Raw genomic sequence first — 18,621 nt, 5'->3', positions numbered from 1 at the left:
CAGCATGCGCTCTGGGTTGTGCTTCGTAAGCAGAGGCCAAAAGCACGTCATCATTATGAACTGCAACAGAACATCGTTCGCCTGATGTTTCTATGCTAAGAATCAATGCCATTACTGCGGTGTCAAAATCAACCGGTAGGATTGCAAATCACTCAAGAGGCTGACACTTTCCGAAATGGCCTTATCGCGCGACATTGAAACAAGTGCCTGGCCTTCGTTGAGTGCGTAATGAAAGGCAATTTGTTGTTCCAGTACTTCGGATATTTCCTGTTTAAATCGAGTAAAATCAGCCGTTTTATTTGTTTCAACTTTATTTTTAAAAGTCTCCAAGTCTTTAGCCAGTTCGGCATAGTACCGTTCTTGTTTTGCCGCTTCAATAAGCTGCTTAGTTTCGGCCTCAAGCGGGGTACTATAACTGAATTTACGTTCTTTAAGCCAAGCGATAAATTTATCGTACTCGGCATCGGGCAGTCTGAATGTTTTCAGATCGGGCTGCACCGGGTGCTCTCCGCAATACTTTGATGCATACTCAAAAATATGCCCTGCGCTGATGAGGGCCACCGTTACTGTACCCAGGTATTCGGGCTCAATAGTAATATCCGGATCAAGCCCGCCACCATCAAAAACTTTCCTCCCTTTAGATGTTTTAAATTCCTTTTTTAGTGAATCAGCCACTTTATCAACCGTTCCATCGGCATTGCGATGGGTGTAGTCCAACTCCTGTATGCACCGTCCGCTTGGTATATAGTATTTTGCTGTCGTTACTTTAAGTTGGGCATTATAAGATAACTGGCGGGTAGCCTGCACCAGCCCTTTGCCAAAAGTTTTTCTTCCTATCAACACTGCTCTATCGTAATCCTGTAGTGCTCCGGCTACTATTTCAGATGCAGAGGCACTACCTTCTCCGGTTAGCACAATCATCGGAATTTCCGTATCCAGCGGATTATTTAGTGTGGTATAGGTTTTATTCCAATCGGCCACTTTGCCTTTCATGCTCACCACTTCTTTGCCTTTAGGAATAAACAGGTTAACAATGTTAACGGCTTCGTGCAACATACCCCCAGGGTTATCACGCAGGTCGAGTATTAACTTTTTAGCACCTTGCTGTTTTAGTTTTACGGTAGCATCGGCAACTTCCTTTCCGGCACCGGGAGTAAAGTCATCTAATTTGATGTAACCGACCTCCTCATTAAGCATGCCTGCGTAAGCCACATTTCGAATACTAATACGCTCGCGTTTTATTTTAAACACAAGATCGTTTTTCTGGCCTTGCCGCCTGATGCGAATTTCCACATCCGTTTTAGCAGGGCCCTTCAACAAGGTACTGACCTCAGCCGTAGATTTGCCTTGGGCATCAACCCCATCCACAGCAATGATTTCATCGCCAACTTTAAGACCAGCCTTGTAGGCCGGAAAATTCTTGTAGGGATGGGTGATTATGGTCTTTTTATTCACAATCCCAATGAGGGCTCCAATGCCTGCATATTGCCCGGTGGTGGTAATCCGGAATCCTTCCAGTTCTTCCTCGGGGATAAAATCGGTATAGGGATCAAGCGATTCAAGCATCCCGTCAATTCCCTTGCGTATTAATTGTTTGGGATCAACTTCATCAACATAATAGGCATTAACCTCTTTAAAAAGGGTGGCAAAAATGTCGAGGTTTTTGGCTACCTCGAAATACGTATCGGCTGGTTTGCTGAACGCCAGCATGAAGGCAACAGCGGTTGCTGCCAGCATAATCCATTTAGCTTTTCTCCACATACTGTTTTAAACGACCAAATGATTCGATTAATTTCTCTTGAATCAGGCTAAAGTCGGGCCACTCTTTCGCTGTATAAATATACGCGATTTGCAGTTCAGGCAGGCTGCTGATATGATTTTGATTCAACCGGTAAGCCTCTTTCATCAGTCGTTTAATCCGGTTTCGGCTGGTAGCCTTTTTGAAATCTCTTTTTGAAACCGAAAACAATACCTGATGGCCTGCCTCAGTACCGGTAGTTTTCAGAAACACTACCCGGAAGGGCTGCAGATAAAAAGAGGAACCCCGTTTAAAGAGTTCCTGTATTTTTTTTTGACCCCGAAGCCGGCCTGATTTGGGTAAACGATATGCACTCATGGGTAAGTAAACCCTGCCGTGCCTGATGTTACCGGGCCGGAAGGCGGTTTATTTCTTTTTTAACGTTTTTTCGTCTGAAACAGTGAGTTTCTTTCTTCCCTTTTTTCTGCGGGAAGCAAGCACCCTGCGGCCATTGGCCGAGGCCATTCTTTCGCGGAAACCGTGCTTATTTTTGCGCTTTCTTTTCGAAGGCTGAAACGTTCTTTTCATGGCTTTGTTAATCTATAAAGGGCTGCAAAAGTGCTCAGTATTTTCGGTATTTCCAAAACCTCAGGGGTTGTTTGAAAAGTGGGCATGCTGTATTCGCCAGCCATCGTTTTTCTTAACAAGCAAAAACGTTACCGGTCCGGCTTGCCGCTGTTCTGAAGTTTCGCGTTGAAAATACCAGGTTGCCGTAACCAGGCAGGTAGTATTAGCGAGATCATACCGTGCATCGGACAGCCATAATTTGTTTCCTGATTTTTTACCCCCTCGTATAAAGCCAAACTTTTCATGGTGGTTGCGTACGGCCTCTGTTCCAATAATTAATCCGGCATATTCGGAGGAGAAATAAGTTACTGATTGATCCGTAACAAAAAGTTGCTCAACCTGCTCAAGGTCATACGTATTCCACATTTTTTGCCAGGCTTCAATTACAGCTTCAGGAGACTTATTCTGCTGAGCGAACAGACCGGTTGTGATGACGAGCGCCACGAATCCTGTCAGGAAGTTTTTATTGATTTCCATAATCACGTTATCAAATCAGCCAATACTTTCTTTGCGGCTTGCGGATCGAGCCGGGGACCCCATTGTGAAACCACCCGTGAAGATGCCAGCGAAGCCAGCTTACCGGCTTCTGCAAAACTATGCCCGTGCGTAATACCATATAAAAAGGCACCGGCAAACATGTCGCCAGCGCCATTGGTGTCAATTGCCCTTACTTTGTAGGGCTCTATTTGAATAAACGTATCACCGTCATAAATCAGGGCACCGTTTGCCCCGAGTGTTATGGCAAATCGCTTAGCCGACTGCTTCAAAATTTCGCGCGCTTCAGGTAACGAATTTGTTCCGGTAAAAATCATGGCTTCTTCCTCGTTACAGAACAGCAAATCGACACTGGCCCCGACAATATCCAGCATTTGAGCCGAGAAGTACTTTACCATGCTGGCATCAGAGAAGGTTAGTGCTGTATAAACTTTGTGTCGTTCGGCTATTTTTTTTGCCTGCTGCATTGCATCAAGCCCTTTTGGGCTGGCAACCAGGTATCCTTCCATGTATAAATATTGAGAATCTTTAATGGCTTCCTCATCGAGGTGTTCAGCAGAAAGGAAAGAACTGACGCCCAGAAAGGTGTTCATGGTTCGCTGGGCATCGGGGCTGGTCATTACCAGGCACTTACCGGTATGGCCCGGAGGGCACTCGTCTATCCGCAGATTGGTATCAACACCATTACGTTTCAGATCTTCCAGAAAAAATTTGCCCAGTTCATCATTAGCCACCAGGCAGGAGTAGAAAGTTTTACCACCAAACTGGTTTACGGCCACCACTGTGTTTCCGGCTGAACCTCCACCCGACATTTTACTGCGCTTCATATCAATGGCCTTCATTAGCTGAAGCTGGCGCTTTTCATCCACCAGGGTCATTACACCTTTTTCGATGCCATGTTTTTCAAAGAAATCATGATCAACCTCTGTTACTATATCAACAATGGCATTGCCAATGCCATACACATCGTATTTAGCCATGAATGATTTTTTTTACAATGATAGGTATTTAGCCGGGCACCACGCTACCGGGAGCCATTCTTCTTGCCGTTTCCGTTCTTCCCTTTTAGGCCGAGTCCTGTTTCGGCAGCACGGTTGGGGTAGTCGGTAATCAGGCCGTCAACGCCCCAGGTACGCAAGCGCTTCATATCTTCCGGTTCGTTAACTGTCCAGGGAATTACCCGCAATTTTAAGGCTTTCAGTTCCTTAATCTTTTCTTCAGTGAGCAATTTGTAGTACGGACTATAGATGGAAGGGGTGAATCCCAGTTCTTTCAGGTTTTCATTAATTGATTTAGTGTTTTCAACCAGGGCCGCCAACCGAACGGAGGGGTATCGGGTGTGCCAATATTGCAGTACGCGGAAATCGAATGATTGAATGACTACACGTTCCATCGGCAGATATTGGTTGAGCAGGTTATAAACCAGATCAGAAAACTCGCCCGGCAACGGATGGTATTTACCATCTCCGGTTTTAGCACTTTTTATTTCAATGTTGTAATCCACTTCATATTGTGTAAAACTCTTAATATGATCCTCCACTGCGGCAATCACGTCTTTCAGTAAAGGTTTTGAAATTTTAAATTTTTCCTGCTCAGGAAACCGCACGTTGCCTTTCGAGCCGCAGTCATATTGCTTCACCTGCTCATAGGTCAACTGATAAATATTGATTAATTTGTCTTCGCCCTCGGTAATCCGGGTTCCATCCGGCTTCAGGCAAATGTCGGCAGCCATCCAGGGTTCGTGCGAAACCACCACCTGTTTGTCTTTTGTAATCACCACATCCAGTTCGATGGTAGTAACACCCGCCTCAAGGGCTGCAATGAATGAAGGGATTGTGTTTTCGGGTTTTAAACCCCGTGCTCCGCGGTGACCCTGCAGATCGAATTTCGGAATATACCCTTGCGCCATTACAAGAAACATTGGTATGTAAAGGAATGAAAAAAGGCACAGGAATTTCTTCATGTGCCCAAAGATAACACTGCTACAAAGTCCTTACAATCCAATTCCAAGTTTAACCTACTGGGTGATCACCCGCATAAAGCCTCCGCCCCTTCGCACGCCCATGGGGTTAAGGTGTTTGTTCAACGCATACGTGAAACTTATCAAAAAATATTGTCCAAGCGAATTTGAAACGATTCGTTCGAAATAGTTGTTGGTAGCCGATTGAGAAATACCCAGAGCCTTATCTAACACATTGTTTAATAAAAACTTCAGCTCACCTGCTTTGTTCTTCAGCAAAAACCGCGACACTGAAAGGTTAAGCAACGGAATTTCCTGCTGGAAGTCGTTGGCCGGATCCCGGTAAACCAGGTATTCAAAACCCGCATTGAACTGATAGTTTTTAAGAAAACTCAGGTTCACTTCGGATGCGTAAGTTTGATTAAGGTTGGATTGTGTAGGCTGTTCGAATTCGTAGGTTGTTTTCTGGTGATTGAGCTGAGCAGATAAACTCAAGTCAAAAATTTCCTTATACCGATACGAATACCTAAAGTTTCCTCCTTTTGTCCATTGAGCAATTTCATTTTCTGTATCGTTCAAAATACTGATAGTTTGTGAGTTTCGTAAACTGGTGCCGAGACTGAACCGGCTGTTTATTTTTTTAGCCTGAAAACTGAAACTGGCATTACCCATTGCCCTGAAGTTGCTCGACACATTTACCGGAATCGTTGTCCGGATCAGCTGGTCAGTAATATACTGAGCATTGGTTATAGCATTCGTTGTGTAGTCAACATCGACAAAAGCAAAAAAACTGATGAATGAAACCGGATCAAAGGTGTTGAAGTCGACCCGCCAACTTTGGTTATAGGCAGGCTTTAAGCCCGGGTTGCCCACATAGATATTAAGCGGATCGCTGTTATCAATTACAGGCTGTAGTTGCTGAATGGTGGGCTCCTGCACGGAAGTTTCATAATTAAACATTATATGCCTGGTTCCGGATATATCGTAATTGAAGCGCACTACCGGCAGCACATTTTTAAAGGTGCGGTTAATGTCTTCAAACGGTGGGTTTAAATCGCCCTGCAGGTTGGTTTGCTGATAAGCTACTCCGGCTGTTATATTAAACTTAGTGCGATTCATCCGGAAATTCAACCCTCCACGCTGATAGAGGTAATCACTTGAATAACTGTTACTCAATAGATTGTTAAGTACTTCAGTTTCATTTACAATATCATAAACCTCCCGTGTAACCTGGTTCCGGTTACTATTTAAACTATAACTCCCCTCAAGGTATTTTCGTTTGCCCAGTGGTTCTGTATAGGTGAGTGTTGCTCCATAATTTTGATTGTCGTTGTTTTGATAATTTCGTTGTTCAATCATATTAACGCTATCGGATGGAATATAAAACGTATTAATGGCATTTAAACTTCCATTTCTCTCTGTGTCAGAAAGTCCAAGCAACAGGTTGGCAGAAAACGATCGTCCTTTTTTATTGAACCGGTGGCGATACAGCAGGGAAGAATTTAACCGGTACGTAGCTCCTGAAGATTGCGACACCCGCTCACTTTCATTTTGAACCGTGCCTTCAGGTGACAGGGTGCCGCTACGGCTTTTTAATTCCGAATCAGTTTCATTATAGGTAAAGTTGTTCGTCCATTTTACTGAATTCATGGAGTCAATTCTATGATCCACCGTTAGATTGACCCGGTGATTGGAGTTGGTATTATTTTGTGAACTGAGCTGATTAAAGTTGAAGTTTTGATTATTGGGCAAGTAGTTCTCGCGATACGTATTCTGCGCCAGATGATGGTTAAGGTAATTAAAGAAATAACTTCCATTTATCTGTGTTTTCCGGTTATTACCAAGGTCCTTATTGAAATTTATTCCACCACCATAATTCGTCATCAATCCATTATTACGCCCACCAAAATTCAGCGGAATGCCGGTATCGTTATCGCTGCTAAACGAAAGGCGAACGGCCCCTCCGCTCATCATTTGCTGGCTTCCGCCTGAGAAATTCATGTAGTCATCAATAGAAAAGCCCTGCTCATTGATATTATTACCCATACCTAAAACGGAAAACTGGCTGCCTTTACTGAACCGGTTAAGACTAAGGCGCGAGATGAACCGCTCATCATTACCTGCACCGGCCGTCACGTTTCCAAAAGCACCGTTTCGCTTTTCTTCTTTTAATTCCAGGTTAATTGTTTTTGTTCGCTGGCCGTCATCAATACCGGTAAATGCTGCCTGATCAGATTTTTTATCAAAAACCTGCACCTTATCTACCGCATCGGCCGGCAGGTTGCGGGTAGCCAGTTTCGGATCGCGTCCAAAAAATTCTCGGCCATCCACCGTTACCTGCTGAACCTGCTCGCCCTGTGCACGTATGGTTCCGTCATTATCCACCTCAATGCTTGGCATTTGTTTAAGAAGGTCCTCCACCACAGCATTTGGCTTTGTTCTGAAGGAGGATGCATTAAATTCTATTGTATCTTTTTTTATAACTACCGGTGCCCGCTCGGCCCGAACGGTTACTTCATCCAAGACTCTTCGGTCAACTTCCATTTTGAGTAAACCCAAATCAACAACACTTTCTTCCGTGCGTGGAGAAACCCGCACCATAAGCGGCAGGCAGCCCACATACGTAACCTTAAAGAGGTAATCGGCACGGCTGATGTTCTTCATTTCAAAATATCCGCGGGAGTTACTGACTGCAAAATTTACCAGCGATGAATCCTTCGGGTTAAGCAACAGTACGGTTGCCGAAGCAAGGGGCGCTCCGGCCGAATCAGCCAGCTGACCTTTTAGTGTGAATTTCTGAGCCCACACAAGTTGGCCGAAAAAAATGACGGCAAGCGTAATAACTATTCTCATTGCTTTTCAGAAGTAAAAAGCAAATTAGTTACGGATGATGATGTTGCCTCCGCTGGAACGCATGCGCTCCATTTGCTCAGCTACCATTTTACGGTATTCTTCCTGGGTGGTTTTTATTCCCCCTGCGGGTATTTTCAACTCATTCTTTTTCAGGGGCCGAAGTTCAATGTTACGGGCTACCGTTAGCCGCTCACCATTGTTTACATCAAGTGCCAACACAGTGCCGGGCAGCGTGTTGAAGCGTTCGGGGCCAAGGAAGGGTCTGATTTTGTCGGTATACCAGGCTGTTATTTCGAGGGTACGCCCTTGAATTTCTTCGGTAAAATAGGCCTGCCGGCATTCATACCCTAAAATGGTTTTTACTTCTGTACCGAATTTCCAGGGCGCCATTTTAATCGAATCTTCGATGAGGTATTTTTTACCCATAAATTCCTGCAGCACAATTTTTTTAAACGTTTCGCTGTTCATGTAGTATTCATTTTGCGGAACGCGCATCCTGATCTGAATACCTCCGCTGCTTCCTGAAACTTCATCCTCATCTTCTTCTACCGGTTTATACAATGACTCCGTGGCATTAAAGAAAAGTTGATCGGTGGTGGTTCGAAATTCCGGAATCATCGCCTTCATTTCCTGCCGCTCCGGGGGCAGGTTGCGGTGCATGTTGGTTTTTACTTCGTACCGGATAACGCCTTCAACGTGTTGCCCGAAAACAACATGGGCTGCTGCAACCGAAGCCAGCACCCCGATAAGCAGTATAACTCTTTTCATGGTAATGGAATATTTCATCTATGTTCAATAACACTGTAAATGTACGGTTGATGATGAACTGAACGGGTTAAATGTTCTGAATAGAAAGTTAATTAATGTTAAAAGGGCATCCATTACCCTGTTCAAGGCGTTACTTTTGCAGTATGCGAAAGCACAAACGCCTGTACATCCTTTTGCTTATGGCCAGCAGCATTGTGTTGTTGCTGGTGCTGCAGATTCTTTGGCTTGGCAGTGCGTATAATGCGGCCTTTGAAACTTTTCGTAAGGAAACCAACGCTTTGTTTCGTTCTACCATTGTTAGCTTAAATGATTCACTGATTCTGAAAGGCTTTGAACGGGTACCGGCCGTGGATACTGTGCAGGTTAAGCAAACAGGCGAGCTCACGCGAATCAGCATGTGGAACAGAAGGGTGACAAGTGATACGCTGCTGAAAAAGGTTCCGGTAGAAAAAATCTCACGAATTGACGTACGCGACTCTATTATTCAGGTTTTTATTGCCGCTAATCCCGCTGGCGATAGTGTTAAAAAAGTGCTTCGTCCGATTATAACCGAGGTAAGAAAAAGGCGCGAACCCGGTAATTTCATTTTCCGCATAAGCAGCGATACCCTAAGTACGGGTGCCATTCAACGCGCATATACCGACACATTAAAAGCCATTGGCATAATGTTGGAACCTGATGTTAATGAGGTAAAACCCGGAAGGGAAAAATCAACCTCCCGTATTTTCTTAACAGAACCCTTTTTTTTACCCCATACCCCGGCCTACCAGGCACGCTTTGAAAACATCCGGCCGATGTTGCTCGCCAAAATCAGTCCGCAAATTGCTTTTTCAGTTGTGTTGACAATACTAACTATCACTGCCTTTGTTTTCATGTATCGCAGTATTCAAATTCAGCAAAAATTAATGCAGTTGAAAAATGACCTCATCAGCAACATTACACACGAACTGAAAACTCCGGTGGCCACAGTAAGCGTTGCACTGGAAGCGTTGCAGAATTTTAACGGGCTGGATAATCCTCAACTGACCCGCGAGTATCTTCAAATTGCCAAAGGCGAACTGAACCGGTTAACCCTGATAACAGAGAAAATCCTGAAAACATCGGCTTTCGAAGAAAACGGATTAACCATAACTACTGAAGTAGTTGACTTCGCTGATATCATAGAACGAGTATTAAGTTCGCTAAAACTTGTGTTCGAAAAACACTCCGCTAAGGTTACCTTCAATAAAACCGGTACTGACTTTCGTGTAATTGGCAATGCCGAACACTTGCCCAATGTAATATACAACCTGCTTGACAATGCCATAAAATACAGCAAACAAAGCGCTGAAATAACCATTGAGCTGCAAATGATTAATCAGCGCGTAGTGTTGTCAGTATCAGACAACGGCATTGGTGTTCCGGCTGAGTATCGGAATAAAATCTTTGAAAAATTTTTTCGGGTACCGCAAGGCGATGTACACAACGCAAAGGGCTATGGGCTTGGACTGAGCTACGTGACCAGTGTAATCAACCATCATGGCGGCACCATTCGTGTTGAAAGTGAGCCGGGCAAAGGAAGCCGCTTTATTATTGAAATGCCCGCTGCAATAAAAGCATGACTAAAGTAAAGATACTTTACGTTGAAGATGAACCCTTTCTGGGCCGTATTGTAAAAGAAAGCCTGGAGAGCCGCGACTTTGTTGTACATATGGCCACCGATGGCAAGCAGGCGCTTACCTTGTTTACTTCAAACAAACCCGATATCTGTGTTCTTGATGTAATGCTTCCCCTAAAAGATGGTTACAGCATTGCACGAGAAATCAGGCAGATGGACTCACAGGTTCCAATCATTTTCGTAACGGCTAAAACACAAACGGATGACGTATTGAAAGGCTTTGAAACCGGAGGCAACGATTACATCCGTAAACCCTTTAGCATGGAAGAACTGATTGTGCGCATTAACAATCTGTTGGCTATCGCAAAACCAAAACAGCCGGGTGCTGCAGAAAAATTTACTTTCGGGAAATATGAATTTGTGGTTTCGCGGTATGAATTAAAGATTGGTGAAGGTGTGAAAAAACTCTCTCACCGTGAGGCAAGTCTGCTGAAAATTTTGTGCGAAAACCTCAATACAACTGTGAGCCGGAAGGATATACTGATGGCCGTTTGGGGCGATGACTCATTTTTTAACTCGCGCAACCTGGATGTGTACATCACCAAACTCCGCGATTACCTGAAGCAGGACCCTGCCGTACAAATTATTACCATTAAGGGAGTCGGGTATCATTTTGCCGTGAGTTAATCATTGAACAGTACAATACCCACCTGGAAGGCCACCCCTGAAAAATTGCCGAGGGCATACGCTTCACTTTTATTGGTAGCGTATTCAAAACTCACGGCCGATTTGAGGCCCAGACTGCCATACTCTTTAAACCGAAACAGCAAACCAACTTCCGGGCGCGCCACAAACCCAACTGTATTATCCGATTCACTATATACATTATAGAAAAGCCTGTACTCCGTTAATGCCACCCCGGCACCCAGCAAAGCGTACGGTATCAGTCGCGATGTAGCCTTGTAATAATACTGGCCATTAACTGAAAAGGTAAGATAATACATGTAGTTATAAACATCGGTGGTGATAGCGCCACCGGGATACTCGTAGGTTTGCCTGGGAACATAGTCATCAAGCGTGTTGTAGGCGGCATCAAAGCCCCACCCAAACCTATCGGTTTTAAAACGGGAATAGCCCAGCCTGAAACCCGTGCTTGTATTGCCAACAAATTCAGTATAGGTTGGTATCAGAACATTCAATCCGGCTGTAAGCGCACCATCCGAAAATTGTGCTTTGGTAGCTAAGGCGGTTATGGTTAATAATGTCAGGGCAATTGATCTCATTAATCTTTGCTGATGTAAGGTGACTGCTTAAAAGCCTGTGTAACCGCCTCCATTGTTTTTGCCTTTAAATCAATGGTAGCGTATAAGTCGCCCATGTAGGCTTTCCAGATTACTTTATACTTATTGCCATTGGCCGCATAATTCTTTACATCTACAATTTCAATGACCAACGTTCCGTACGATGAATAATAGGTACTCACAAACGGATAGTAGTATCCGTAATAACCGTAATATCCCGGATAGAAGGCCGGGTAGGTGATGGTTTGGAAGAAATTAAAATTATCCAGCACAGTAACATTCACGGCAAAATCGGGGTTTGCCGTAGGAGCCACTTTTGTAAAGCCCGAAGCCAATACACTGTCGCGCACCAGTCGTGAAACAGGCTTAACAAAATCATCACCCGTACCATCAACAATGTATGTGTTGGTATACCGGGTTGAAACGAATCCTATCGTGTCCTCACGAATAGTAAATGTTGCATAGGTTGTAAATATGTTTTGCGATGCATTGATTGATGTCTGATCATATTGGGTTTGCACCACCATGTCTTTCACCAGTTCACCCAGTTGAGGCTCCAGGTTACAGCCTGCAAGCATCAGCATACTTAAAACAGGTACCAAGGGTACACGCATAAACAGTAAACGGCTCTTACGGAATTTCATTGTATTATAGACACAGTACCAGTTCCAAACGTTTAAACAAGTCCGGCAAATAAAACATTTTCAATCCAGCCAGTTTTTTTCTTCCAGGTAGTTAAAAATATGGTGTTGAAAAGCCTCCCGGTCAATTTCACGGTTTGCCAGCACCAGGTACAAAATATCCTTCTCGGGAACGTAAACATAATGACAATAAAACCCACCCTGCGTACCGGTGTGACCGATGGTTTTCAATCCATCATCCGTTTGTTCTACAAACCAACTTAGCCCTATAAAGTGCGGAACTTCGTCTTTCCAGTTGGCCGGATGTTGTATTGTTTGAGATTCTGTGATTGTTTCTTTTGACAGGAAACGCCCTTCGCGGATGGCTTTTTCATACAGCACCAATTCATCAATTGAACTCCATACACCCCCATTGCCGGCCGCAGCAAAAGTTGGTTCTTCACCATAATCATCCTCCTTCCACTCTGAACCAATTTTTACATAGCCATGCGACACACCGGATGCCGGATGCGGGCCATCGGTAATGGTGCCGGTGGTCATACCGGAAGGTTTAAAAATATTTTCTTCAATAAATTTTTGCCATTTCATGCCGCTTACCTTTTCAATAATCAGGGCCAGGCCGTTGAAAGCGGGGTTCGAATACTCAAACCGTTCGCCCGGTTCAAAGTTTAGCGCATCGGCCTGCATAACAGGAGCCCAGTTTTCTTCATCTTTCGCAGTGAGGTAAAAAACGGTGTCGGCCCGCACATTCCGGTTATCCGGCAAGCCTGAGGTATGAGTAAGCAAATGCCGGATGGTCACTTTGTCGGCAATGGATTTATTTTTGAAATCGGTGAAATGGTTAGACACGGGATCATCTAGTGAAAGTTTTCCCTGGTCGCGCAGAATTAAAATTCCGTAGGCAACAAATGTTTTTGATATTGAGCCCAGATTAAACAGGGTTTTTGATGTAATGGGCTCTTTAGAGTGTAGGTCAGCCAGGCCATACGATTTGGAGAAAACCGGTTGTCCGCTTTTCAAAATCAATACGGCTGCACCGGGTTCATCGGGGTTAAAGAAGGATGAAAAATACGCATCAAGATCCGAATAAACCGAACGGCCGGTGCATGACCAAAACAACAACAGCAGGATAAAGACCGTGTTCTTCATTACACGAAATGTACGTTGACTATGAACCGCTTTATTAATGTAATAAATCTTAACTTGAAACATGAACCTGAAAATAGTAACCTTTTCCGTAATCAGTGTTATGCTGGCGGGGTGTACATCAAAGGAAAAATCCTTTAATCCGGCATTTCGGCTAATCCCTGCCGATCGCTTCGTGTTCAACTCGTTTGTTGATTGTAACATGGCCGAGGCCTGGGTTGGCGATACGTTGCGCATATTTCCCGGCAAATATGGCGAAGATCCGGTGTGGGGCGATGCACGCGAATTAAAATACGCTGATGGATTACATGCCGATGAAGTTTTTCTGACACCCCGTGAACAATTTATTAGTCTGGTGATGCCGCCTAATGCAGCTGTAGGGACACCCGGATTGCATGGTGCCGTGTGGTTTGAAACTATGTACCAGGATACAAAAGATAAGACCGGAAAAACTTTGTATGGCATTTACCACAACGAAAATTACCCGCAAACACTGCCTTATGATGCAACAACAGGTATTGGTTACACCACAACCAATTGGCCTCAAGGACTTCGCGGACCTGAATCAGCAGCGGCAGTTTGCCGGATTGGCATTATGAAATCAACGGATGGCGGAAAAAGCTGGCAGAACAAAGGCATTTTTATTGAAGACCTGAACGACCGGATGATCCGCAAACCGCACAACATCTCCAACACATTTGCAGGTGGTGTAGGCGACCCTTCGGCCGTGGCCAGCGGAGATTACCTTTACCTGTTTTATGGCGAATACAGTTATCCCGAAGTGTATTCTCCCGAAACGTACGATGAAAAAAAAGAGTGGAGCGGCCAATGCATTAGTGTGGCGCGCATTAAAATTTCTGATTTGGATAACCCCGAAGGAAAAGCCAGACGCTGGGATGGTAAAGGGTTCAATGCTCCGCACGATGGTATCGGTCAGCCGATTCCGTCTTTGCAAATTTCAACAGACAAAGGTGGAGGGGCCGCCTCACGTGCAGGTCAATATCATTGGGGCCCATCGGTAAGCTGGAATTATTACCTGAGCTGCTGGGTAATGCTGATGGGTAAAGTAGAAGAAACTTCGTGGCGCGGGAGCAGCATTTACATTTCATTTAATCCCAACAACGATCTGGGCCAGAACGACAACGCCATACAATGGACGACCCCGCAACAACTATTAACCAAACCCGGCCGGGTGCTGTGGTATCCTTCGCTGCAGCCGATGAATACACCCGAAGATGTTGAAAACAAAAACACGTGTTTAAAACTTGGTAAACGCGCCCGCTTGTTTGTAAAAGACAGCGAGGCGAATGAATACAGTTCGGAATATATAATTGAGTTTGATCGCGTAGAAAAGCAATGATTATATCATGAAAAACCTTGTTATTCTAATTGTTCTACTTGCTCCTGTTGTCCAGGCACAAAACCTGAAATCAGGTGGTAAACTAAAGCCTGAACAGGCCATTATGGACATCCGGCATTATACTATCACACTGGATGTTGACCCGGTCAGCCAATCCATTTCAGGCTACACCGAAATCCGGATGATTTATTCGGAACAACCCAGCATCATCCTCCTCGACTTCTGGCATGGATTAAAGGTTACCGATGTATTGGTTAACGGTAAAAAAAGTTCCTTTGAGCACACCGGAGCTGATCTGATAAAGATTACACCTGAAAATCTGAAAGGACCAACAATCAACAATACGGTGCGTGTTTATTACGCAGGCAAACCCGCCATTGCCGAGCGTGCCCCGTGGACGGGCGGATTTCAATGGGAAAAAGACAGCAACGGAAACCCCTGGATTGCCATTACCTGCCAGGGGGAAGGAGGAAAAATTTTCTTTCCGTGTAAAGATCATCCCAGCGATGAACCCAACGAAGGTGCCGACCTGATCATTACTGTACCGAAAGGATTAACGGCTGCCGGCCCGGGAGTGCTGGTGAAGCAAACCACAAAAGGAAATAAAACTACATTTCACTGGAAAACCCGCTACACCATCAGCAACTACTGCCTGGTTTTTAATGTAGGCAAGTTTAAAAAAGTCAGTCGCCAGTACACTACGGTTGCCGGCAACAAAGTGCCCATGGATTACTATGTATTGGAAGAAAACGAAAGCAAGGCTATGCACCTTTTGGATTTGATGGCAGAGGCCTGCCGTATTCTTGAAAACTATTTTGGCGAATATCCATGGGTAAAGGAAAAAATCGGTTTGTGCGAAACCCCACACCTGGGCATGGAACACCAATCGCTTATTGCGTATGGCAACAAATACCGCTACGAAAAAGTGAATGGGCACGATTTCGACTGGCTGCTGGTACATGAGTTCGGGCATGAGTGGTGGGCCAACAAAGTTACCAACCGCGATTGGGCCCACATGTGGATACAGGAAGGCATTTGCACATATGCCGATGCGCTGCACATCCGCGAAATCGGTGGCGAAGAAGCGTACAAAAAACGCATGCAACGCACCGCCTTCCAAACCCAAAACCTGTTACCGATTGTTCAGGGCGAAGAAGTGGAATCCGACCAGGCATACCATGGTGATATTTATGGTAAGGGTGCTTTCTTCATGCACTCCCTTCGTTACATCATGGGCGATGGTATTTTCTTCCCCACTCTTAAAAAACTGGCCACCGATCCGCAATTCACCTACGACAATACCGTAACCACCGATGATGTGGAAAAACTTTTCAGCACCGCTTACGGCAAGAGCCTGAAGCCGGTATTTGATTTATGGTTACGTACACCTAATAAACTTGAAATAGGGCTGAAGCAAACCGGTGAAAGCACTTACCTGATAAAACTTAATAATCTTGATTTTGATTTACCGGTTGAAATAGTAACCGATGCCGGCAAGCAGACCATTACGCTAAACAAGAAAGCACAGCAACTTAGCAGCAAAACCCTGCCGGTAATTGACCCGGAGGTCTATTATTTAAAGAAGGTAGTGATTGAATAATTATTCACCCCACAAACCCAATTTTCCGATGCGAGCCGTCACAGAAGGGTTTGTTGTTGGAAGCTCCGCAGCGGCAGAACGCGGTGGCATTGTTCTTTTTGGTAAGCGTTCCTTTGCTGTCCTTTACCACCACGTTGCCATACACCATTAACGGACCGTTGGGTGTTGGCTCCACAATGGTTTCGGCTTCCACCCTAACTTTTTCTTCAGCAGCATCGCGGTTCAGGTAATAGCTTAGCGCACCCGAGGGGCATTTTTTTACCTGCTCTATAATCTTTTCTGTAGTTGACCCCTCCGGGGTAACCCACGGCCGCTTTTTCGGATCAAACACAGCAGGAAGGCCTTTAAAGCAGATGGTGGAGTGGATGCACAGGTCGGGCTTCCATACAATGGTTACTTCGCCATTGGTGTATTTTTTTGTGATGTCTTTCATTTTGATAAAGTTGTTAGTTGATCGTTGTTAGTTGTTGGCAACATCTTACAAAACTAGAAGCCATCTCAAAAATAAACTTAACCACAAAGGCCACTAAGTACACACAAAGAACACGGAGAAACACAATATACTGACCTCTTTCTTTGTGACCTTTGTGCTTTCTCTGTGTTACTTTGTGGTTAGCCTGATTTTTGAGATGGCTTCTAAAAACCTACAACTAACAACGATGTATCAATTTCAATCGGATTAGTTAATACCTTATGTACCGGGCAAAGTTTGGCAATTTGCATAAGTCGTTGTTTTTGATCGTCACTCACATTGCCTGTTATTTCAATTTCAGTTTTGTAACTCGTCTTCCCATCGAATGCACCGTTTGAAACGCTTACCTTGATTTGGCGGACATCCATATTCTTGCGGTTGGCATACATTCGCAGTGTGATGGCCGTGCAGGAGGCCAGGCCCATTCGTACAAAATCGCCCGGACGCGGGCCCAGGTCTTTGCCGCCCACATCAACAGGTTCATCGGCTATGACAGTGTGAGTGCGCGCAGTGAGTTCGGTTTTGTAAACATCAGTGCCGATGATGGCTACAGCAGTTTGAATTTCGTTGGTTTCCATAGTTACTGAATAGAATCATTCCTGACAAACTCGGCCTGCACATTCCGTACACGGGGGGTCAGTTCCCGCTGCCTAAGCGGCTCCGGAAGTTCGTCAGGATTGCCGGGATAACCAACCGCCAGGATAACACCCATTTCAAATGCATCGGGTATGCGGAGAGCAATTCTGGCTTTTTCTTTATCAAACCCGCCCATCTGATGGACGGTTAACCCTAAAGCGGTTGCCTGCAAAGAAAGGAATGCATTGGCCGCACCTAAATCATATACAGCCGATGCATTGGGTCTGTCGTTTCTAGAAAAGTTCCTCAGCGTGAAACTCACGATCAGCAACGGGGACCGTTTAACCCACACCCGATTTCCTTCATTGAGGGTTTCGAAAATTCTGTTCCAAAGTTCCGGCTGGTCCTGTGTGGCATAAATATACCGCCAGGGTTGCTCGTTTACGCTGGATGGCGCCCAGCGTGCCGCTTCAAACAGGCTCCTAATTTTTTCTGCTTCAACCGGTTTATCGGCAAATGCCCGCAGGCTTCTCCGTTGCCGGATAACTTCCAGCAGGGGCGCATCAAATTCTGTTGATGTTGCTTTCTGTACGATCTGTGTTTCCATGATCATTCTTCAATCAATACACCCATTTTACCCATCTGGTAATCGCGCATGGCTTCCAATATTTGTGTTTGAGTGTTCATCACAAACGGGCCATACGATACCACCTTTTCGTTCAACGGCTCTCCGCTTAACAGCAGCACGCGGGTATCTTCCAAAGCAGTAGCCGCTATTCCATCTCCATCATTCTTAAAATGAACCACGTGTAAGCCTTCGACTAATCCAAAACCTTCAACAGACAATTTACCATCCAGCAAATAGATGAGCGCGTTGTGATTTGCCGGCAGTGGAATTGATACAGTCCCTCCTTTTGTAAACTCAAGCGTGGCCGCATTAACCGCAGTTTGCGAAGGTGCCGGGCCTTTCGTACCCGAAATATCACCGGCAAAAACGTTGACCTTCACGTTACCATCATCACTGCGAAATGAAGGAACTTCTTCTGCTTTGATGGCGAAATACATCGGTTGATCCATTTTGTTCTTTGCCGGTGTGTTTATCCATAATTGAATAATCTCCTGTCTTCCCCCGATTTCATGGATATCGTGCGGAGGGCGTTCGCTGTGAATAATGCCCATACCTGCATTCATCCACTGGGCACCACCGGCATAAATGGTACTGTCATTTCCGCGGCTGTCGCGATGATGAACCCCCCCTTTGAAAATAAAGGTGACAGGTGAAAATCCACGGTGTGGATGCGGACCGATACCGGCATCATCCGGATCAACCTGGGTTGGCGCCTTTACATCGGCATGATGCAAGAGCAAAAAGGGATCAATCTGATCCACCTGATTGGTTGGCAGCGGTTGCCTTACCGGGAAGCCGCCCATATCGACCATGTGGGCATAAAGTAAACGACTTACAGATCTGTGTTTCATGTGGTTGA

At 45.1% G+C, this 18,621-nt stretch carries 20 protein-coding genes (1 of these 20 only partly in view); 4 read left to right on the top strand and 16 right to left on the bottom strand.

What is annotated here, in order from left to right; genetic code table 11:
* The 9 genes in view from tsaB to HRU69_06120 are tightly spaced (at most 60 nt apart) and all read right to left on the bottom strand, a layout consistent with a single transcriptional unit that may run on beyond the window.
* Positions 1-112, bottom strand: the start of a protein-coding gene (tsaB, locus tag HRU69_06160) for a tRNA (adenosine(37)-N6)-threonylcarbamoyltransferase complex dimerization subunit type 1 TsaB (protein ID QOI97102.1). Its footprint begins 581 nt before the window's first position; only the first 112 of its 693 coding nucleotides appear in the window; its start codon is at positions 110-112; its stop codon lies beyond the left edge, outside the window.
* The gene (locus HRU69_06155) at positions 112-1,761 is read right to left on the bottom strand and encodes a S41 family peptidase (GenBank protein ID QOI97101.1); all 1,650 of its coding nucleotides are present in this window, start codon (positions 1,759-1,761) and stop codon (positions 112-114) included. Before HRU69_06155 ends, tsaB begins: the two co-directional genes overlap by 1 nt.
* Positions 1,745-2,116 carry a ribonuclease P protein component gene (gene rnpA / locus HRU69_06150; GenBank protein ID QOI97100.1) on the bottom strand — a complete coding sequence of 124 codons (372 nt, stop codon included), beginning with the start codon at positions 2,114-2,116 and terminating at the stop codon, positions 1,745-1,747. The genes HRU69_06155 and rnpA overlap by 17 nt, the downstream gene beginning before the upstream one ends.
* 48 nt (positions 2,117-2,164) lie before the next feature.
* On the bottom strand, positions 2,165-2,326 hold the full coding sequence (rpmH, locus tag HRU69_06145) for a 50S ribosomal protein L34 (protein ID QOI97099.1): 162 nt from the start codon (positions 2,324-2,326) through the stop codon (positions 2,165-2,167).
* 60 nt (positions 2,327-2,386) lie between these two features.
* Complete coding sequence (locus HRU69_06140) at positions 2,387-2,842, bottom strand: nuclear transport factor 2 family protein (protein QOI97098.1); 456 nt, start codon at positions 2,840-2,842, stop codon at positions 2,387-2,389.
* Positions 2,843-2,844: 2 nt separating this feature from the next.
* Positions 2,845-3,840: an adenosine kinase gene (locus tag HRU69_06135; GenBank protein ID QOI97097.1), complete on the bottom strand. Its 996-nt coding sequence runs from the start codon at positions 3,838-3,840 to the stop codon at positions 2,845-2,847.
* A gap of 44 nt (positions 3,841-3,884) precedes the next feature.
* On the bottom strand, positions 3,885-4,823 hold the full coding sequence (locus HRU69_06130; GenBank protein ID QOI97096.1) for a glycerophosphodiester phosphodiesterase: 939 nt from the start codon (positions 4,821-4,823) through the stop codon (positions 3,885-3,887).
* 54 nt (positions 4,824-4,877) lie between these two features.
* Positions 4,878-7,673, bottom strand: a complete 2,796-nt coding sequence (locus HRU69_06125) for an outer membrane beta-barrel protein (protein QOI97095.1) — start codon at positions 7,671-7,673, stop codon at positions 4,878-4,880.
* A gap of 24 nt (positions 7,674-7,697) precedes the next feature.
* Positions 7,698-8,441: a GLPGLI family protein gene (locus HRU69_06120; GenBank protein QOI97094.1), complete on the bottom strand. Its 744-nt coding sequence runs from the start codon at positions 8,439-8,441 to the stop codon at positions 7,698-7,700.
* Positions 8,442-8,584: 143 nt separating this feature from the next.
* Here HRU69_06120 and HRU69_06115 point away from each other — a divergent pair, with 143 nt between their 5' ends.
* Positions 8,585-10,042 (top strand): HAMP domain-containing histidine kinase, encoded by a 1,458-nt coding sequence (locus HRU69_06115; GenBank protein ID QOI97093.1) that lies wholly within the window; start codon positions 8,585-8,587, stop codon positions 10,040-10,042.
* Positions 10,039-10,725: a response regulator transcription factor gene (locus HRU69_06110; GenBank protein QOI97092.1), complete on the top strand. Its 687-nt coding sequence runs from the start codon at positions 10,039-10,041 to the stop codon at positions 10,723-10,725. Before HRU69_06115 ends, HRU69_06110 begins: the two co-directional genes overlap by 4 nt.
* Here HRU69_06110 and HRU69_06105 read toward each other — a convergent pair.
* Genes HRU69_06105 through HRU69_06095 form a run of 3 tightly spaced genes read right to left on the bottom strand, consistent with a single transcriptional unit; the run spans position 10,722 to position 13,129 of the window.
* A complete protein-coding gene (locus tag HRU69_06105) occupies positions 10,722-11,321 on the bottom strand; it encodes a hypothetical protein (GenBank protein QOI97091.1) in 600 nt (199 codons plus the stop codon). The two genes, HRU69_06110 and HRU69_06105, sit on opposite strands and share 4 nt — an antisense overlap.
* Positions 11,321-11,983 (bottom strand): DUF4136 domain-containing protein, encoded by a 663-nt coding sequence (locus HRU69_06100; protein ID QOI97090.1) that lies wholly within the window; start codon positions 11,981-11,983, stop codon positions 11,321-11,323. The genes HRU69_06105 and HRU69_06100 overlap by 1 nt, the downstream gene beginning before the upstream one ends.
* Positions 11,984-12,043: 60 nt before the next feature.
* A complete protein-coding gene (locus tag HRU69_06095; GenBank protein QOI97089.1) occupies positions 12,044-13,129 on the bottom strand; it encodes a beta-lactamase family protein in 1,086 nt (361 codons plus the stop codon).
* Positions 13,130-13,196: 67 nt separating this feature from the next.
* On the opposite strand from HRU69_06095, the gene HRU69_06090 reads away from it, so the two are divergent.
* Together HRU69_06090 and HRU69_06085 are read left to right on the top strand one after the other, a co-directional pair.
* Positions 13,197-14,486 (top strand): hypothetical protein, encoded by a 1,290-nt coding sequence (locus HRU69_06090; protein QOI98842.1) that lies wholly within the window; start codon positions 13,197-13,199, stop codon positions 14,484-14,486.
* A 7-nt stretch (positions 14,487-14,493) separates the two neighbouring features.
* Positions 14,494-16,086 carry a M1 family metallopeptidase gene (locus HRU69_06085; protein ID QOI97088.1) on the top strand — a complete coding sequence of 531 codons (1,593 nt, stop codon included), beginning with the start codon at positions 14,494-14,496 and terminating at the stop codon, positions 16,084-16,086.
* Positions 16,087-16,090: 4 nt separating this feature from the next.
* Here the strand turns inward: HRU69_06085 and HRU69_06080 are convergent, their stop codons facing one another.
* The 4 genes from HRU69_06080 to HRU69_06065 form a co-directional block, all read right to left on the bottom strand.
* Positions 16,091-16,519 carry a (4Fe-4S)-binding protein gene (locus HRU69_06080; GenBank protein ID QOI97087.1) on the bottom strand — a complete coding sequence of 143 codons (429 nt, stop codon included), beginning with the start codon at positions 16,517-16,519 and terminating at the stop codon, positions 16,091-16,093.
* A gap of 203 nt (positions 16,520-16,722) precedes the next feature.
* Positions 16,723-17,121: an OsmC family protein gene (locus HRU69_06075; GenBank protein ID QOI98841.1), complete on the bottom strand. Its 399-nt coding sequence runs from the start codon at positions 17,119-17,121 to the stop codon at positions 16,723-16,725.
* A gap of 17 nt (positions 17,122-17,138) precedes the next feature.
* Positions 17,139-17,741 carry a nitroreductase family protein gene (locus HRU69_06070; GenBank protein QOI97086.1) on the bottom strand — a complete coding sequence of 201 codons (603 nt, stop codon included), beginning with the start codon at positions 17,739-17,741 and terminating at the stop codon, positions 17,139-17,141.
* A 2-nt stretch (positions 17,742-17,743) separates the two neighbouring features.
* Positions 17,744-18,613, bottom strand: coding sequence for a pirin family protein (locus HRU69_06065; protein QOI97085.1), 870 nt, complete (start codon positions 18,611-18,613; stop codon positions 17,744-17,746).
* Positions 18,614-18,621: the final 8 nt, after the last annotated feature.

This window comes from Flammeovirgaceae bacterium, assembly GCA_015180985.1.
Classification (GTDB): domain Bacteria; phylum Bacteroidota; class Bacteroidia; order Cytophagales; family Cyclobacteriaceae; genus UBA2336.
This window is presented reverse-complemented; position numbering and strand designations above follow the sequence as displayed.